The sequence below is a fragment of the Kitasatospora sp. NPDC058063 genome (genome assembly GCF_042885395.1).
Classification (GTDB): domain Bacteria; phylum Actinomycetota; class Actinomycetes; order Streptomycetales; family Streptomycetaceae; genus Kitasatospora; species Kitasatospora lactacystinica.
Window position 1 is genome coordinate 147,406 of sequence record NZ_JBHVSD010000023.1, and the last position, 14,812, is coordinate 162,217.

Annotated in this window: 12 protein-coding genes; 9 read left to right on the forward strand and 3 right to left on the reverse strand. The window is 74.7% G+C overall.

Annotated features, from left to right (window positions below; genetic code table 11):
• Positions 1-37 precede the first annotated feature (37 nt).
• The 3 genes from ACFVUY_RS32690 to sucD all read left to right on the forward strand — a co-directional run bounded on the left by ACFVUY_RS32690 (position 38) and on the right by sucD (position 3,589).
• Positions 38-1,204, forward strand: coding sequence for a VWA domain-containing protein (locus ACFVUY_RS32690; protein ID WP_387735880.1), 1,167 nt, complete (start codon positions 38-40; stop codon positions 1,202-1,204).
• Positions 1,205-1,507: 303 nt separating this feature from the next.
• Entirely contained in the window at positions 1,508-2,680 is a 1,173-nt protein-coding gene (sucC, locus tag ACFVUY_RS32695; RefSeq protein WP_359911285.1) for an ADP-forming succinate--CoA ligase subunit beta, read from the forward strand.
• A gap of 18 nt (positions 2,681-2,698) precedes the next feature.
• On the forward strand, positions 2,699-3,589 hold the full coding sequence (gene sucD / locus ACFVUY_RS32700; RefSeq protein WP_387693181.1) for a succinate--CoA ligase subunit alpha: 891 nt from the start codon (positions 2,699-2,701) through the stop codon (positions 3,587-3,589).
• 62 nt (positions 3,590-3,651) lie between these two features.
• On the opposite strand, the gene ACFVUY_RS32705 is transcribed toward sucD, so the two are convergent.
• Positions 3,652-5,913: a LuxR C-terminal-related transcriptional regulator gene (locus tag ACFVUY_RS32705; RefSeq protein WP_387735883.1), complete on the reverse strand. Its 2,262-nt coding sequence runs from the start codon at positions 5,911-5,913 to the stop codon at positions 3,652-3,654.
• 132 nt (positions 5,914-6,045) lie between these two features.
• Here ACFVUY_RS32705 and ACFVUY_RS32710 point away from each other — a divergent pair, with 132 nt between their 5' ends.
• On the forward strand, positions 6,046-7,476 hold the full coding sequence (locus ACFVUY_RS32710; RefSeq protein ID WP_387735886.1) for a DUF6350 family protein: 1,431 nt from the start codon (positions 6,046-6,048) through the stop codon (positions 7,474-7,476).
• Between the two features lie 55 nt (positions 7,477-7,531).
• On the opposite strand, the gene ACFVUY_RS32715 is transcribed toward ACFVUY_RS32710, so the two are convergent.
• Entirely contained in the window at positions 7,532-8,230 is a 699-nt protein-coding gene (locus ACFVUY_RS32715; RefSeq protein ID WP_387735889.1) for a hypothetical protein, read from the reverse strand.
• Between the two features lie 401 nt (positions 8,231-8,631).
• On the opposite strand from ACFVUY_RS32715, the gene purN reads away from it, so the two are divergent.
• The gene (purN, locus tag ACFVUY_RS32720; RefSeq protein ID WP_359915185.1) at positions 8,632-9,291 is read left to right on the forward strand and encodes a phosphoribosylglycinamide formyltransferase; all 660 of its coding nucleotides are present in this window, start codon (positions 8,632-8,634) and stop codon (positions 9,289-9,291) included.
• Positions 9,288-10,862 (forward strand): bifunctional phosphoribosylaminoimidazolecarboxamide formyltransferase/IMP cyclohydrolase, encoded by a 1,575-nt coding sequence (gene purH, locus ACFVUY_RS32725; protein ID WP_387693189.1) that lies wholly within the window; start codon positions 9,288-9,290, stop codon positions 10,860-10,862. The genes purN and purH overlap by 4 nt, the downstream gene beginning before the upstream one ends.
• 122 nt (positions 10,863-10,984) lie before the next feature.
• On the opposite strand, the gene ACFVUY_RS32730 is transcribed toward purH, so the two are convergent.
• Positions 10,985-11,596 carry a hypothetical protein gene (locus ACFVUY_RS32730; RefSeq protein ID WP_359915188.1) on the reverse strand — a complete coding sequence of 204 codons (612 nt, stop codon included), beginning with the start codon at positions 11,594-11,596 and terminating at the stop codon, positions 10,985-10,987.
• Between the two features lie 574 nt (positions 11,597-12,170).
• Here ACFVUY_RS32730 and ACFVUY_RS32735 point away from each other — a divergent pair.
• From ACFVUY_RS32735 to ACFVUY_RS32745, 3 genes are all read left to right on the forward strand, one after another.
• Positions 12,171-13,025, forward strand: coding sequence for a bifunctional methylenetetrahydrofolate dehydrogenase/methenyltetrahydrofolate cyclohydrolase (locus ACFVUY_RS32735; protein WP_359915190.1), 855 nt, complete (start codon positions 12,171-12,173; stop codon positions 13,023-13,025).
• A gap of 19 nt (positions 13,026-13,044) precedes the next feature.
• Entirely contained in the window at positions 13,045-13,470 is a 426-nt protein-coding gene (locus tag ACFVUY_RS32740) for a DUF3017 domain-containing protein (protein ID WP_359915192.1), read from the forward strand.
• 217 nt (positions 13,471-13,687) lie between these two features.
• Entirely contained in the window at positions 13,688-14,680 is a 993-nt protein-coding gene (locus ACFVUY_RS32745; RefSeq protein WP_359915194.1) for a malate dehydrogenase, read from the forward strand.
• Positions 14,681-14,812 lie beyond the last annotated feature (132 nt).

Here is a 14,812-nt window from a genome sequence, read left to right on the forward strand (position 1 = left end):
GCCTGCCCCACCGCAGGACCCGCTGAAGGAGGACGAGATGGCAGCGCCCACGACCGACGAACGGCTGCGCCGCTGGCGGCTGGTGCTCGGCGGCGAGGCCGACGGCACCGGCTGCGCCCTGCGCGGCCGCGACGCCGCGATGGACGGCGCGCTCGCCGCGCTCTACCGCGGCGCCCCCGAGGAGGGCGCCCGGGCCGGGCGCACCGGCCGCCGCGGTGCCGGGCTGGGCGGCTCGGCCCCGCAGGTGGCCCGCTGGCTGGGTGACATCCGCGAGTACTTCCCGTCCACCGTGGTGCAGCTGATGCAGCAGGACGCGATCACCCGGCTCGGCCTGGACCGGCTGCTGCTGGAGCCGGAGATGCTGGAGGCCGTCGAGCCGGACGTGCACCTGGTCGGCACCCTGCTGTCGCTCAAGCACGCGCTGCCCGAGACCACCCGGGAGACCGCCCGGGCGGTGGTCGGCAAGGTGGTCGCCGACCTGGAGCGCCGGCTCGCCGACCGCACCCGGGCCACGCTCGGCGGCGCCCTCGACCGCAGTGCCAGGGTCAGCCGTCCCCGCCACCGCGACATCGACTGGGACCGCACCATCCGGGCCAACCTGAAGAACTACCTGCCCGAGCACGGCACCGTCGTCCCCGAGCGGCTGGTCGGCTACGCCCGTGCCCAGCGCGCCGTGAAGAAGGACGTCATCCTCTGCATCGACCAGTCCGGCTCGATGGCGCCCTCGGTGGTCCACTCGGCGGTCTTCGGCGCGGTGCTCGCCTCGATGCGCACCCTGGACACCCGGCTGGTCGTGTTCGACACCTCGGTGGTCGACCTCACCGAACAGCTCACCGACCCGGTCGACGTCCTGTTCGCCACCCAACTCGGCGGTGGCACCGACATCAACCGCGCCCTGGCCTACTGCCAGTCGAAGATCACCCGGCCCTCCGAGACCGTCGTGGTGCTGATCAGCGACCTGTACGAGGGCGGCATCCGGGACGGCATGCTCAAGCGGGTCGCCGCGATGAAGGCGGCCGGCGTCCAGTTCATCGCCCTGCTCGCGCTCTCCGACGAGGGGGCCCCGGCGTACGACCACGCGCACGCCGCCGCCCTGGCCTCGCTCGGCGCGCCGGCCTTCGCCTGCACCCCGGACGCGTTCCCGGAGATCATGGCGGCGGCGATCGAGAAGCGCCCGATCCCGGTGCCCGCGCAGGGGGGGTGAGGGATTCACCCGAACGCGCTAATCGGACCGATCGGTGGACCGGCCGCCCACCCCGTCCCTCCTGGGCATTCTGTGACGGTTCTCACCCATGCCGGGCAGGCCCCGGGCGGAACAGTCCCGTCCCGCGGGGATAACCTGCCAGACGGACGTGACGCGCGTGTTGATTGACGTGTGCGCCCGTGGCTGTGTGGGCCGCAAGGCCGTACCTCTGCGTACCCGCACCGCCCCGACGACCCGCAGCGAAGATCCTGCCGTGGCACGCTCGTAGAGACACAATCCGCGACCACGAACAAGGACAAACACGTGGACCTGTTCGAGTACCAGGCGAGGGACCTCTTCGCCAAGCACGGCGTGCCCGTGCTTGACGGCGATGTCATCGAGACCGCCGCAGACGCTGCCGCCATCGCGGAGCGCTTCGGCGGCCGCGCCGTCGTCAAGGCTCAGGTGAAGGTGGGTGGCCGAGGCAAGGCCGGCGGCGTCAAGCTCGCCGCCGACCCGGCGGACGCCGTCGCCAAGGCCGAGCAGATCCTCGGCATGGACATCAAGGGCCACACCGTTCACAAGGTGATGCTGGCCCAGACCGCGGACATCAAGGACGAGTACTACGTCTCGTTCCTGCTGGACCGCACCAACCGCACCTTCCTGGCCATGGCCAGCGTCGAGGGCGGCGTGGAGATCGAGGTCGTCGCCGAGCAGAACCCCGAGGCGCTCGCCAAGATCCCGGTCGACGCCAACGAGGGCTGCACCCCGGAGAAGGCCGCCGAGATCGTCGCCGCGGCGAAGTTCCCGGCCGAGGTCGCCGACCAGGTCGCCGAGGTCCTGCAGAAGCTGTGGACCGTCTTCATCAAGGAGGACGCCCTCCTCGTCGAGGTCAACCCGCTGATCAAGTCCGGCGAGGGCAAGATCATCGCGCTCGACGGCAAGGTCTCCCTGGACGAGAACGCCGAGTTCCGCCAGCCGGAGCACGAGGCCCTGGAGGACAAGGCCGCGGCCAACCCGCTGGAGGCCGCCGCCAAGGCCAAGGGCCTGAACTACGTCAAGCTCGACGGCCAGGTCGGCATCATCGGCAACGGCGCGGGCCTCGTCATGAGCACCCTCGACGTGGTCGCGTACGCCGGTGAGAACCACGGCGGCGTCAAGCCCGCCAACTTCCTCGACATCGGTGGCGGCGCCTCCGCCGAGGTCATGGCGAACGGCCTGGAGATCATCCTGGGCGACCCCGACGTCAAGTCGGTCTTCGTCAACGTCTTCGGCGGCATCACCGCGTGCGACGCGGTCGCCAACGGCATCGTGCAGGCCCTCGCGCTCCTGGAGGGCAAGGGCGAGAACGTCACCAAGCCGCTGGTCGTCCGTCTGGACGGCAACAACGCGGAGCTGGGTCGCAAGATCCTCGACGACGCCAACCACCCGCTGGTCCAGCGCGTGGACACCATGGACGGCGCCGCTGACCGCGCCGCCGAGCTGGCCAACAAGTAAGGAAGGGGACTTAACACCATGGCTATCTTCCTTACCAAGGACAGCAAGGTCATCGTCCAGGGCATGACCGGCGCCGAGGGCATGAAGCACACCCGCCGCATGCTCGCCTCCGGCACCCAGATCGTCGGCGGCGTGAACCCGCGCAAGGCCGGCACCACGGTCGACGTCGACGGCACCGAGATCCCGGTCTTCGGCTCCGTCGCCGAGGCGATGGAGAAGACCGGGGCCGACGTCTCCGTCCTCTTCGTGCCGCCGGCCTTCACCAAGGCCGCCGTCGTCGAGGCCATCGACGCCGAGATCGGCCTGGCCGTCGTCATCACCGAGGGCGTCCCGGTGCACGACACCGCCGCCTTCTGGGCGCACGCCGGTGCCAAGGGCAACAAGACCCGCATCATCGGCCCGAACTGCCCCGGCCTGATCAGCCCCGGACAGTCGAACGCCGGCATCATCCCGGCCGACATCACCACCTCCGGCAAGATCGGTCTGGTCTCGAAGTCGGGCACCCTGACCTACCAGCTCATGTACGAGCTGCGCGACATCGGCTTCTCCTCGGCCGTGGGCATCGGCGGTGACCCGGTCATCGGGACCACCCACATCGACGCCCTCAAGGCCTTCCAGGAGGACCCGGAGACCGAGATCATCGTCATGATCGGTGAGATCGGTGGCGACGCCGAGGAGCGTGCCGCGGCCTACATCGCCGAGCACGTCACCAAGCCGGTCGTCGGCTACGTCGCGGGCTTCACCGCCCCCGAGGGCAAGACCATGGGCCACGCCGGCGCCATCGTCTCCGGCTCCTCGGGCACCGCCCAGGCCAAGAAGGAGGCCCTCGAGGCCGCCGGTGTCAAGGTCGGCAAGACGCCGTCCGAGACCGCCCGCCTGGCCCGCGAGATCATCGCCGCCCAGGCCTGATCCCGCCCCGCGCGTGACGAGCGCCCCCGCCCTCCCGGGCGGGGGCGCTCGCCGTTCGCGGCTCAGTGCCGCCCCGGCCCCGTGGTGCAGGGCAGCGGCGACCACTGCCGGCAGGCCGCCGGGCCCTGCGGCGGCGGAGCGGCGCCCCGGGCCGCCGGCGGCAACTCCCAGCGCGCGACCGCCTGGGGCTGCGGATCCACCAGGACGGCCTCCAAGCCGGGCGCCGGGCTGCACCAGATGCTGGTGATGCCGTTCGGCGCCCCGTCGGGCAGCAGCGGCACGGCCGGCTCCGCCGCCTGCGCCGCGGTGGCGGCCAGGCAGAGCGTGGGCGTCGGCGGGATGGTCGGCCGGAACAGCTCCGCCGGGCGCACCCCCGCCAGGGTCGCCAGCGTCGCCCCGCCCACCGCGACCGTCAGCAGTGCCGCCGCGCCCGTCCGGCTCGCCGTCCGGAGCCGGTACCGGGCCCGCAGCACCGGCACCGGCGTCCGGTGCGGCTCCGGGCAGCCGCGCACCGCCGCCCGGTGGAGCAGCCCGCACAGCCCGTCCGCGAAGCCCGGCGCCGCCGGGTCCGGCCCGACCAGGTCCGGCACCCACGCGGCCAGCGCCGCCCGGGCGGCCCACACCCGTCCCTCGGCCGCTGCCAGGGTGGACTCCACCTCCACCGCGACCGCCACGGCCGGCAGCCCCAGCCCGTCGTGCAGCACCAGCGCCCGGCGCTGGGGGCGGGACAGCCGCTTGAGCGCCTTCAGCAGCGCCCGGTCCCGGTCGGTCAGCCGGTCGTGGTCCGGCAGCACCGCCTGGGTCTCGTCGGCCGGCCGCACCTTGATCCGCCGGTGCGGCAGCCCCCACGCGTGCGCCCGCCGGGGGCCGCCCCGGTGCCACGGGGACAGCGCCAGCTCGCAGGCGCGCGCCCGTACCCAGCCCTCCGGGTTCCCCGAACCGGCGGCCGTGCCCCAGCACCGCCGGGCCTCGCCGAACGCCCGCCGCACGCAGTGCACCGCCCGGTGCCGGCAGGCGGTCAGCAGGAACACCTGCTGCACCAGCCGGGTGTGCGCGGTCTCGTAGAGCTCGTCGAAGCCCATCGCCGGGGGTTCGGCGTCGAGGTCGTCGTCCGCGCCCGAGGGAGCGGCGGCGGCCAGCGCCGTCCGGCCGGGACTGGCGGCGGCAGGGTCCTGCGGCTCCGGCCGGGCCGTCCGCGCCCGGTCGGGTTCGGCGGCCGGTGGCCGTTCGGCGTCCGGCCCGGTGTCCGGCTCGGTGTCCGGCTCGGGTGCGGCCGGGGCCCGGACGGGCGCCGCGGGGGCGGCGGTGGCGCTGTGCTCGGCGTGCTCCGGCGGGGCGTTCCGGTCCGGGCCGGAGCCGACGGCGGTGGGCGCCACGAACTCGGCGGCCGGTGGCCGTTCGGTGTCCGGTTCGGGTGCGGCCGGGGCGTGGTGCGGCGTGTCGCCGTGGCCGGCGGCCGGGCCGGCGGGGGCCTCCTCGGACCCGCCTCCACCGGCCGCGTCGGCGGCCGGAGTGCTCGCCTGCCAGGCCGGCCCGGCGGCGGGAGCGCCGGGCAGGCCGCCGTGCCGGTCGGGGTCCTCGGGGGCCGTCGGAGGGTGGCCGGTGTCGGTCGGCTGACGCCGCCCGTCGTCCGCCGCCGCGGCCGGAGGCGCCTGGAGGGCGGCGGATCCTGGCCGGTCCCCAGGCGTGCACGGCTCCTGCGCGCGCCCGGGGGCGGCGCTCCTCCCGTCGGCCTGCGGCCCGTCGGCGGCCTGCCGCGGCTGCTCGGCCGGGGCCGTCCGCCGGGTGCCGTCCGAGGGTCCCGGGGCGGGTTTCCCGGCTCGGGTGCGGCTCCGTTTCCCGGTCGCCTCCCCGTCCGTGGCCGCGTCGGCCCGCGGGCGGTCCGCTCCCGCCACGGAACCGGGGGCGGCCGGGGCGGAGGAGTCCGGGACCGGCCGCAGGAGGACCGGTTCGTCCGGTGGGAGCCCGGCACCCGGGGCCGGGCCCGGGTCGGCCGGGTCGAGGCCGGTGAGGTTCGCCGGGCGTCCGGTCGGGCCGGGGTCCTGGGGGCGCGGCGGCGTGCCGGCCAGCAGGGCGAGTGCCTCCGCCGCGGTGCGGGTGCCGAGCTTGCGCATCGCGCGCTGGAGGTAGCTGCGGGCGGTGGTGGGGGTGACCCCGAGGGTGGCGGCGGTGCGGGGGAGGTCGTGGCCGGCGGCGAGGTGGGCCAGGGTCTGGGCCTCACGGGGGGTCAGCTTCCGCAGCAGGCGGCCCGGGTCGGTCTCGGCGAGGGCGGGCCTGCGGTGGCGCTCCGGAGTGGGGGAGTCGGCGGTGGGTGGCGTGGCCATCAGACGCTCCGGGCCGGGGCGCCGGCGGCTTGGGGGCAAGGTCTGAAAATGCGCATAAGCCAATAATCTGGGACACGGCGGCGGTTTGGCGCTTCACGGAGCATGGCGAGTCGCCTTGGCACCATGTGGCCCATGACGCAGCTGATGGGCCGTCCGATCCTGGAGTCGCCCGGTGAATTGGGCGGACGCCCCGCGCTGGCCGACCTGTTGGCGGGTGTACGGACGGCGTTGGTCGGCCTGGCGGTGGTCGGGGCGCCGGTGCTCGGGCTCTGGGTGGCGACGCCGTACGCGGACGACGGCGCGGCCGTTGTCACCCGGTTGGCGGGGGCGCTCTGGCTGCTGGGGCACGGAGCGCCGCTGCTGCGCGGTCCGGCGGACGCCCCGCTGACGGTCACTCCGCTGCTGCTCGGCGCCCTGGCCGTGGTCCGGCTCCACCGGGCGGCCGCCGGGGTGGCCGCCCGGCGCGGGCCGCGCCCGCGCTGGGGCGGTCCGGTGGCGGTGTGGGCGGGGTACTGCGCGGTGGCCTTCGCGGTGGCGCTGCACTGCGCGGCCACCGGGCCGTTCCGCAGCCGGGTGCTGCTGGACGTGCTGGTGGTGGCGCTGGTGGCGGGCCTGGCGACGGCCGCGGGGGCCCGCTCGGTGGCCGTCCTCGACGTGCCGGTCGACTCCCCGCTGGACCGCCTCCCGCCGCCGTACCGCCCGGTCGACGGTGCGCCGGTGGTACGGGCCGCGGCGCTGGCGGCCGGGGCCGGGCTGGTCGCGGCGGGCGGTCTGCTGGTGGTGTTCTCGGCGGTGCTGGACGCGGTGGCGGGCGGTGGGCACGGGATGGCGCTGCTCGGCGGCGGGCCCGTCGCGCTGCTGGGGCTGGTGCTGCTCGCGCTGGCGCTGCTGCCGAACGCGGTGCTGTGGGGTGCGGCGTACGCGCTGGGGCCGGGCTTCGCGCTCGGCGCCGGGACGGTGGTGTCGCCGACCGGTGCGGTGCTGGGCCCGGTGCCCGAGTTCCCGCTGTTCGCCCTGCTGCCGGCGGACGGGCCGGGCGGCTGGCGGCTCGCGGCGTCGGTCCTGCCGCTGCTGGCCGGGGTGGTGCCGGCGGTGCTGCTGGGCCGTGCGGCGGCGGGCCGGCGGCTGCCGGTCTCCGGGGCGGGGGCCGGGGAGCGGCCCGAGCCCTGGACGCCGGCCGCGACGGTGGTGGCCGCGCTGGCGGCGGCGCTGTGGGTCGGGGCCGGGGCGGCGGTGCTGGGCCGGCTCTCCGGCGGGGCGCTGGCGGGCGAGCGGCTGGCGTGGGTGGGGCCGCTGCCGTGGACGGGTCCGGCGGCGGCGGGCTGGATCGCGCTGGTCGCCGTCCCGGGCGCGTTGCTGGTCCGGTACCGGATGCTGGGCCCGGCGGACGGCGTGGGCGTGTACGCCCGGCTCGCGCGCCAGGCCCGCCGGGGTGCGCTGGGGCTGCGCGCCTGTACGTACGCCCTCGTGCTGCGGCTTTCGGAGCCGGGTGCCGGGCCCGCCGCCGGCGGACCGGGCCCCGCCGGGCGGGACCCGGACGACCGCGCGGGCCCCGAGGACTGAGCGGGCCTCGACGACCGACCGGGGCCGGGGCGACCGGGCGGACCCGGAGGTCCGGCTACTCGGTGTTCCCGGTGAAGTCCACGTACCACTGCGGCGCGTACCGGTCGCAGTTCTGGGCGCCGACGCTGGTCAGCGAGTCCTGGACGCAGGTGACGTAGTCGCGGTAGTGGTACCCGAGGCCGATCACCGAGGTCGCGACCACGATGGTCATCGCACCGGTCAGGACGCCGGCGAGCGCCGCCGGGGTGAGCGGGTTCGGGGCGGGGGCCGCGGGGAGCGGCCCGGCCGGCCCGGCGACGGTGGCGGCCGGGGCGGGCCGCCGGGTCCGCAGCGCGCCGACGCCCCAGACGACGCCGAGCGCCCCGATCAGCAGGGCGATCCAGTGGAACCCCGCGAACAGGCAGACCAGAGCGAACGGCCCGGCCAGCGCCGCGTTGCGGGCCTTGCGGTGGGCCGGATCGGCGAGGTCGAGCCGGGGCGGCTGCGGGGACGGCGGTCGCTGGCCGGTGCGGCCGTCGCCGGGGCCCCACGGCGGCGGCAGCTGCGGACGCTCGCCGCCCCTGCCGTCGGAGCCGCCCGGACCGGTGGAGCCGCCCGGACCGGTGGGGCCGCCCTGCCCGGTGGGGCCCGCTTGGCCGTCGGAGCCGTGGCCCCCGCCGGCCCAGGGGCTGCGCGGCTGCCACGGCTGGTCCGGGGCATCCGCCGGCGGCGGCGCGAAGGGGTTGCGCTCGCCGGTGTCGTCGCCGCTGCTCATGGGTTCAGCCATTCCTTCTCGGTCGGGGCTCGTTCGGAGGTTCTCGCGTCGGAGCGGTCTCCCGCGCCCCCAATGATCCCGCAGTCGTCCGTCGGGCCACCGGCGGCCCGGTGCGGCGGGGTGGGCGGGGACGCCGGGGCCGGTGCGGTCCGGGGCAACTCCGGTGCGGTGGGCCGGAGGAGATCCCCGTCTCAACTACGCGCGTAGCGCCGCCGGGAGGGTGCGGAGGCCCTCCGACCAGCCGTTATCGTGGTGACGGTCAGCAGCCCACAGAGGTTCCCCGGGGCCCGCGTCGCGGCGGATTTCCCCGGAGTTCCCCCTCGCTCGACCTGCCGTTCGTAGTGGCCCCACCACCGGTGGACGTACCAGCGGACGGCGCCCGACCTACGGAGAGACGCGCAGTGGCCGCCGCCCCCGCCCAGCACTTCCCGCCCCGTACGCCCGGACCGGCCCGCCTGGTGGTGCTGGTCTCCGGCTCCGGCACCAACCTGCAGGCGCTGATCGACGCCGTCGCCGACCCGGCCTACGGCGCCGAGATCCTCGCCGTCGGCGCGGACCGGGACGGGATCGCGGGCCTGGAGCGCGCCGGGAAGGCGGGCCTGCCGACCTTCGTCCACCGGGTGAAGGACCACCCGGACCGGGCCGCCTGGGACCGCGCGCTGACCGCCTCCGTCGCCGAGTACCAGCCGGACCTGGTGGTCACGGCCGGTTTCATGAAGATCCTCGGCCCCGAGTTCATCGCCGCCTTCGCCGGGCGGACCGTCAACACCCACCCCGCACTGCTGCCCTCCTTCCCCGGCGCCCACGGCGTCACCGACGCGCTCGCGTACGGCGTGAAGGTCACCGGCTGCACCGTCCACCTGGTCGACTCCGGCGTGGACACCGGGCCGATCATCGCGCAGGGCGTCGTCGAGGTCGTCGACGCCGACCACGCCGATGGCGGCGAAGCGCTGCACGAGCGCATCAAGACTGTCGAGCGCCAGTTGCTCGTCGACGTCGTGGGCCGGCTGGCCCGCGAAGGTCACCGCATCGAGGACCGAAAGGTATGGATTCCGGCATGAGTGCCAGCTCCACCACGCCCGTTTCGGAGAACGTCCGTCCGATCCGTCGCGCGCTGATCAGCGTGTACGACAAGACCGGTCTGGAGGAGCTGGCCCAGGGCCTGCACGCCGCCGGGGTCGCCATCGTCTCCACCGGCTCCACCGCCGGCCGGATCGCCGCCGCCGGTGTCCCGGTGACCGAGGTCTCCGAGCTGACCGGCTTCCCGGAGTGCCTGGACGGGCGCGTGAAGACGCTGCACCCCCGGGTGCACGCCGGCGTACTGGCCGACCTGCGGCTGGAGTCGCACCGCGCCCAGCTGGCCGAGCTCGGCGTCGAGCCCTTCGACCTGGTCGTCGTGAACCTCTACCCGTTCAAGGCCACCGTCGCCTCCGGCGCCACCCCGGACGAGTGCGTCGAGCAGATCGACATCGGCGGCCCGAGCATGGTCCGCGCCGCCGCCAAGAACCACCCCTCGGTGGCCGTGGTGGTCGACCCGGCCCGCTACGGCGACGTGCTGAAGGCGGCGCAGGAGGGCGGCTTCGACCTGGCCACCCGCAAGCGCCTGGCCGGTGCCGCGTTCGCCCACACCGCCGCCTACGACGTGGCCGTCGCCTCCTGGTTCGAGGACGGCTACGCGCCCAGCGACGAGCGCTTCCCCGAGTTCCTCGGCTCGACCTGGGAGCGGCAGAACGTGCTGCGCTACGGCGAGAACCCGCACCAGGGCGCCGCGCTCTACAGCGACGGCACGGGAGGCCTGGCCGGCGCGCAGCAGCTGCACGGCAAGGAGATGTCGTACAACAACTACGTCGACACCGACGCCGCCCGCCGCGCCGCCTACGACCACGCCGAGCCGGCCGTCGCGATCATCAAGCACGCCAACCCGTGCGGCATCGGGACCGGCGCCGACGTCGCCGAGGCGCACCGCAAGGCGCACGAGTGCGACCCGGTCTCCGCGTACGGCGGCGTGATCGCCGTCAACCGCCCGGTCACCGTCGCGCTGGCCGAGCAGATCGCCCCGATCTTCACCGAGGTCGTGGTGGCCCCCGGCTACGAGGAGGGCGCCCTGGAGGTGCTCACCCGCAAGAAGAACCTGCGGGTGCTGCTCGCCCCCGAGGCCCCGGCCAACCGCCAGGAGGTGCGCCCGATCTCCGGCGGCGTGCTGCTCCAGGACGCCGACCGGGTGCACGCCGAGGGCGACGACCCGGCGAACTGGACCCTCGCCAGCGGTGAGGCGCTGACCGCCGACGAGCTGGCCGAGCTGGCCTTCGCCTGGCGGGCCTGCCGGGCCGTCAAGTCCAACGCGATCCTGCTGGCCAAGGACGGCGCCTCGGTCGGCGTCGGCATGGGCCAGGTCAACCGGGTGGACTCCTGCAAGCTCGCGGTCGAGCGGGCCGGCGAGCGCGCCAAGGGCGCCTACGCGGCCTCGGACGCCTTCTTCCCGTTCGCGGACGGCCCGGCGATCCTGATCGCGGCCGGTGTCAGGGCGATCGTCCAGCCCGGCGGCTCGATCCGGGACGAGGAGGTCGTCGCGGCGGCCGCCGAGGCCGGCGTGACCATGTACTTCACCGGCGCGCGGCACTTCTTCCACTGATCCCGCCGATTCCACCGGTCCCGCCGACGGCGTGACGGTGTGACGGCGTGACGGAACGACAGAGCGGCCCGGCCCCCTCCGAGGAGGGAGCCGGGCCGCTCTGCGTCGGTCGTGCGGGCCGGTCAGTAACGCGGCCGGTTGAACCAGTTGACGCCGTCCTGGACGCACATGGCGGTGATCCAGATGATGCTGATCGCCAGCCAGAGCAGGGCCATCACCAGGCCGACCGCGGTGCCGCCGGAGATGGCTCCGAGCAGGATCAGCAGGCCGACCAGGGCGCCCAGCGAGCCGTACACGATGGTGGTGACGCGGACGGCGTTGCCGCCCTTGCCGAACTTCACACCGAGCGTGATGGAGAGCGCGGCGAACAGCCCGAACAGCACACCGACGACGAGCAGGACACCGGCGGCGGCGTCGCCCAGCGCGGTGAACGGGTTGTCGTCGCTGGTGGTCCGGCTGGCGGCGTTGGTGACGTCCTTGGCCGCCGCACCGATGATCACGTAGGAGATCGCGGCGAGCGTCTGGACGCCGCCGACGATGAACAGCAGCACCCGGGCCGTGGTCATCAGGCCGGGCATGGACGGCGGGACCATCGGCGCGTACCCGTAGGCCGGGGCCTGCTGCGGGTAGCCGTAGCCCGGGGCGGCCTGCGGCGGGGCCTGCTGCGGGTAGCCGTAGCCCGGGGCGGCCGGCGGCTGGCCGTACGGGTTGTTCGGGTCGGGCGGGTACGTCATGGATGCCTCCGGGCAGTTACGGGGACGCGGGGACGGGACGCGGACGGTCCCGGTCGGTGAGTCGGGTCACCGGCCGAGGGGGACGTCGGCGGAGCGGGGAACGGCCCGGCGGCGGTGACGGGCGCCGCGGCTCGCAGCGTGGTGAGCGTCAGGGGTGCGGGACGGCCGACGGGTACGGCGCGGGCGGAACGGTGCCCCCGCGGTCGGACTGCTCGTTCTGCTGTGGTCGGCTCACTGGCTCTTTCCCCCGGGTACGCCCCGCCGCGGGGTCCGTCGGCCCGTCACCGGGCCGGTATCGCGGCGGGAATGCGCGCTTATCGTCATCCGGACGGCGGCGCCCTGTCCAGCCGGTTCCGCGTGCCGCGTCAAGACTGTGGCGCAACCGCAACGTGCGTCGGACCTTCGTACCCGTCCGTTCACCCGTCCGTTCACCTGTTCGTCCACCCCGGAGGCGTGCCCGGGACCGGGCCGGAGCCGCGCCCGGAGCCGCGCCCGCAACCGGGTCCGCGAGCGCGGCGGCAGCGGTCGGACGCCCTCGGTACGGAGACCCCCGGCGATCCGGGAGAATGGGGTCATGACTGCCCAGATTCTCGATGGCAAGGCCACCGCCGCCGCGATCAAGTCCGAACTCGCCGCCCGCGTGGCGGTCCTCAAGGCGAAGGGCGTCACGCCCGGCCTCGGCACCGTCCTGGTCGGCGACGACCCGGGCAGCCGCTGGTACGTGAACGGCAAGCACAAGGACTGCGCCGAGGTCGGCATCGCCTCGATCCAGCGCGAGCTGCCCGCCACCGCTACCCAGGAGGACGTCGAGAACGTCGTCCGCGAGCTCAACGCCGACCCGTCCTGCACCGGCTACATCGTCCAGCTGCCGCTGCCCAAGGGCCTGGACCAGAACCCGGTCCTGGAGCTGATGGACCCGGACAAGGACGCCGACGGCCTGCACCCGACCTCGCTCGGCCGGCTTGCCCTGGGCATCGAGGGCCCGCTGCCGTGCACCCCGCTCGGCATCGTCGAGCTGCTGCGCCGCCACGACGTCGAGATCAACGGCGCCGAGGTGGTCGTGGTCGGCCGCGGCATCACCGTCGGCCGCTCGATCGGCCTGCTGCTGACCCGCCGCAGCGAGAACGCCACCGTCACCCTGTGCCACACCGGCACCCGGGACCTCGGCGCCCACCTGCGCAAGGCCGACATCATCGTGGCCGCCGCCGGCGTGCCGCACCTGGTCAAGCCGGAGGACGTCAAGCCGGGCGCGGCGGTGCTGGACGTGGGCGTCAGCCGCAGCGAGGGCAAGATCGTCGGCGACGTGCACCCGGGGGTGGCCGAGGTGGCCGGCTGGATCTCCCCGAACCCCGGCGGCGTGGGCCCGATGACCCGCGCGATGCTGCTCAACAACATCGTCGAGGCGGCCGAGCGCCGCGCCGGCATCTGACACCCCAGGGACGGCGAGCATGACTGAACCGCGACCGGCACGGTCCCGCCGCAGGCCGGTCAGGACGACCGGCACCCTGCCGCCCGAGGGCGCCTCCGCGGCCCTCGGACGCGAGCACGCGCTGCCGGTGCGGCAGTGGCCGATCACGCTGGTCCTGCTGGTCGTCGGCGCCGGCCTCGCGGTCACCTGGTTCGCCGACTTCAAGGACGGGTTCAAGTACGGGCTGCTGATCCTCGGCTGCGGCGTGCTGCTCGGCGCGGTGCTGCGGCTGGTGCTGCCCGAGGTCGGGATGCTGGCGGTGCGCAGCCGCTTCACCGACGTGATCGTGCTGAGCTTCCTGGGCATCTCGATCGTGCTGCTGACCCTGGTGGCGCAGCCGAACCCGTGGCTGCAGATCCCGCTGCTCGACAACATCGGCCAGCTGATGGGCCGGCCCAGGCACTGATCCGCAGGGCCCGCGACGGCCCCCGCCCGGTCCCGTGGAAATCCAGGGCCCGGGCGGGGGCCGCCTTGCTTCTGTGACGCATCAGCCACGCCGGGACACCGGGCATACGCTTCCCTTTGCGATAACCTGACGCCGGTCTCTCGACGTCGAGAGAGATCATCCTGGCTCCAGTGCCGGTGTGCCTGGGGCGCCTGGCGATTTGCTGGAGAAGGTAGAAATGACCCGCACCCCCGTCAACGTCACCATCACCGGAGCAGCCGGCCAGATCGGCTACGCGCTGCTCTTCCGCATCGCCTCGGGCCACCTGCTCGGTGCCGACGTGCCGGTGAACCTGCGCCTCCTGGAGATCCCGCAGGGCCTCAAGGCCGCCGAGGGCACCGCCATGGAGCTCGTCGACTGCGCCTTCCCGCTGCTGCGCGACATCACGATCACGGACCAGCCGAACGTGGCCTTCGACGGCGCCAACGTCGCGCTGCTGGTCGGCGCCCGTCCGCGCACCGCGGGCATGGAGCGCGGCGACCTGCTGTCGGCCAACGGCGGCATCTTCGGCCCGCAGGGCAAGGCCATCAACGACAACGCCGCGGACGACATCAAGGTCCTGGTCGTCGGCAACCCGGCCAACACCAACGCCCTGATCGCCCAGCGCAACGCCCCGGACGTCCCGGCCGAGCGCTTCACCGCGATGACCCGCCTGGACCACAACCGCGCCGTCGGCCAGCTGTCGTCCAAGACCGGCGCCCTGGTCTCCGACATCAAGCGCGTCACCATCTGGGGCAACCACTCCGCGACCCAGTACCCGGACATCTTCCAGGCCGAGATCGCCGGCAAGCCGGCCTTCGAGGCCGTCGGCAGCGACCTGGCCTGGCTGGAGGGCGACTTCATCCCGACCGTCGCCAAGCGCGGTGCCGCCATCATCGACGCCCGCGGCGCCTCCTCGGCCGCCTCGGCCGCCAACGCTGCCATCGACCACGTCCACACCTGGGTCAACGGCACCGCCGAGGGCGACTGGACCTCCATGGGTGTCGTCTCCGACGGCTCCTACGGCGTTCCGGAGGGCCTGATCTCCTCCTTCCCCGTCACCACCAAGGACGGCAAGTTCGAGATCGTCCAGGGCCTGGAGATCTCCGACTTCTCGCGCGCCCGCATCGACGCCTCGGTCAAGGAGCTGACCGAGGAGCGCGACGCGGTCCAGGAGCTGGGCCTCATCTGAGCCCGCCCCGCACGGTTCCGCCGGCGGGGGCCGCCCCCAGAGCCCGAGCCCGGGGGCCGCGGGGCGGGTTTGGGTGTGCCGCGGGGGCGGGGGGCGACGAAGGCCGCCGAGGAAAGGGACAACGGGGGGGGC

What these genes read in the sequence shown, in the direction of transcription:
- ACFVUY_RS32690 (WP_387735880.1), top strand. Translation starts at nt 38, where the DNA reads ATGGCAGCGCCCACGACCGACGAACGGCTGCGCCGCTGGCGGCTGGTG.
- sucD (WP_387693181.1), top strand. Translation starts at nt 2,699, where the DNA reads ATGGCTATCTTCCTTACCAAGGACAGCAAGGTCATCGTCCAGGGCATG.
- ACFVUY_RS32705 (WP_387735883.1), bottom strand. Translation starts at nt 5,913, where the DNA reads ATGGCCACGCCACCCACCGCCGACTCCCCCACTCCGGAGCGCCACCGC.
- ACFVUY_RS32710 (WP_387735886.1), top strand. Translation starts at nt 6,046, where the DNA reads ATGACGCAGCTGATGGGCCGTCCGATCCTGGAGTCGCCCGGTGAATTG.
- ACFVUY_RS32715 (WP_387735889.1), bottom strand. Translation starts at nt 8,230, where the DNA reads ATGAGCAGCGGCGACGACACCGGCGAGCGCAACCCCTTCGCGCCGCCG.
- purH (WP_387693189.1), top strand. Translation starts at nt 9,288, where the DNA reads ATGAGTGCCAGCTCCACCACGCCCGTTTCGGAGAACGTCCGTCCGATC.
- ACFVUY_RS32730 (WP_359915188.1), bottom strand. Translation starts at nt 11,596, where the DNA reads ATGACGTACCCGCCCGACCCGAACAACCCGTACGGCCAGCCGCCGGCC.
- ACFVUY_RS32735 (WP_359915190.1), top strand. Translation starts at nt 12,171, where the DNA reads ATGACTGCCCAGATTCTCGATGGCAAGGCCACCGCCGCCGCGATCAAG.
- ACFVUY_RS32740 (WP_359915192.1), top strand. Translation starts at nt 13,045, where the DNA reads ATGACTGAACCGCGACCGGCACGGTCCCGCCGCAGGCCGGTCAGGACG.
- ACFVUY_RS32745 (WP_359915194.1), top strand. Translation starts at nt 13,688, where the DNA reads ATGACCCGCACCCCCGTCAACGTCACCATCACCGGAGCAGCCGGCCAG.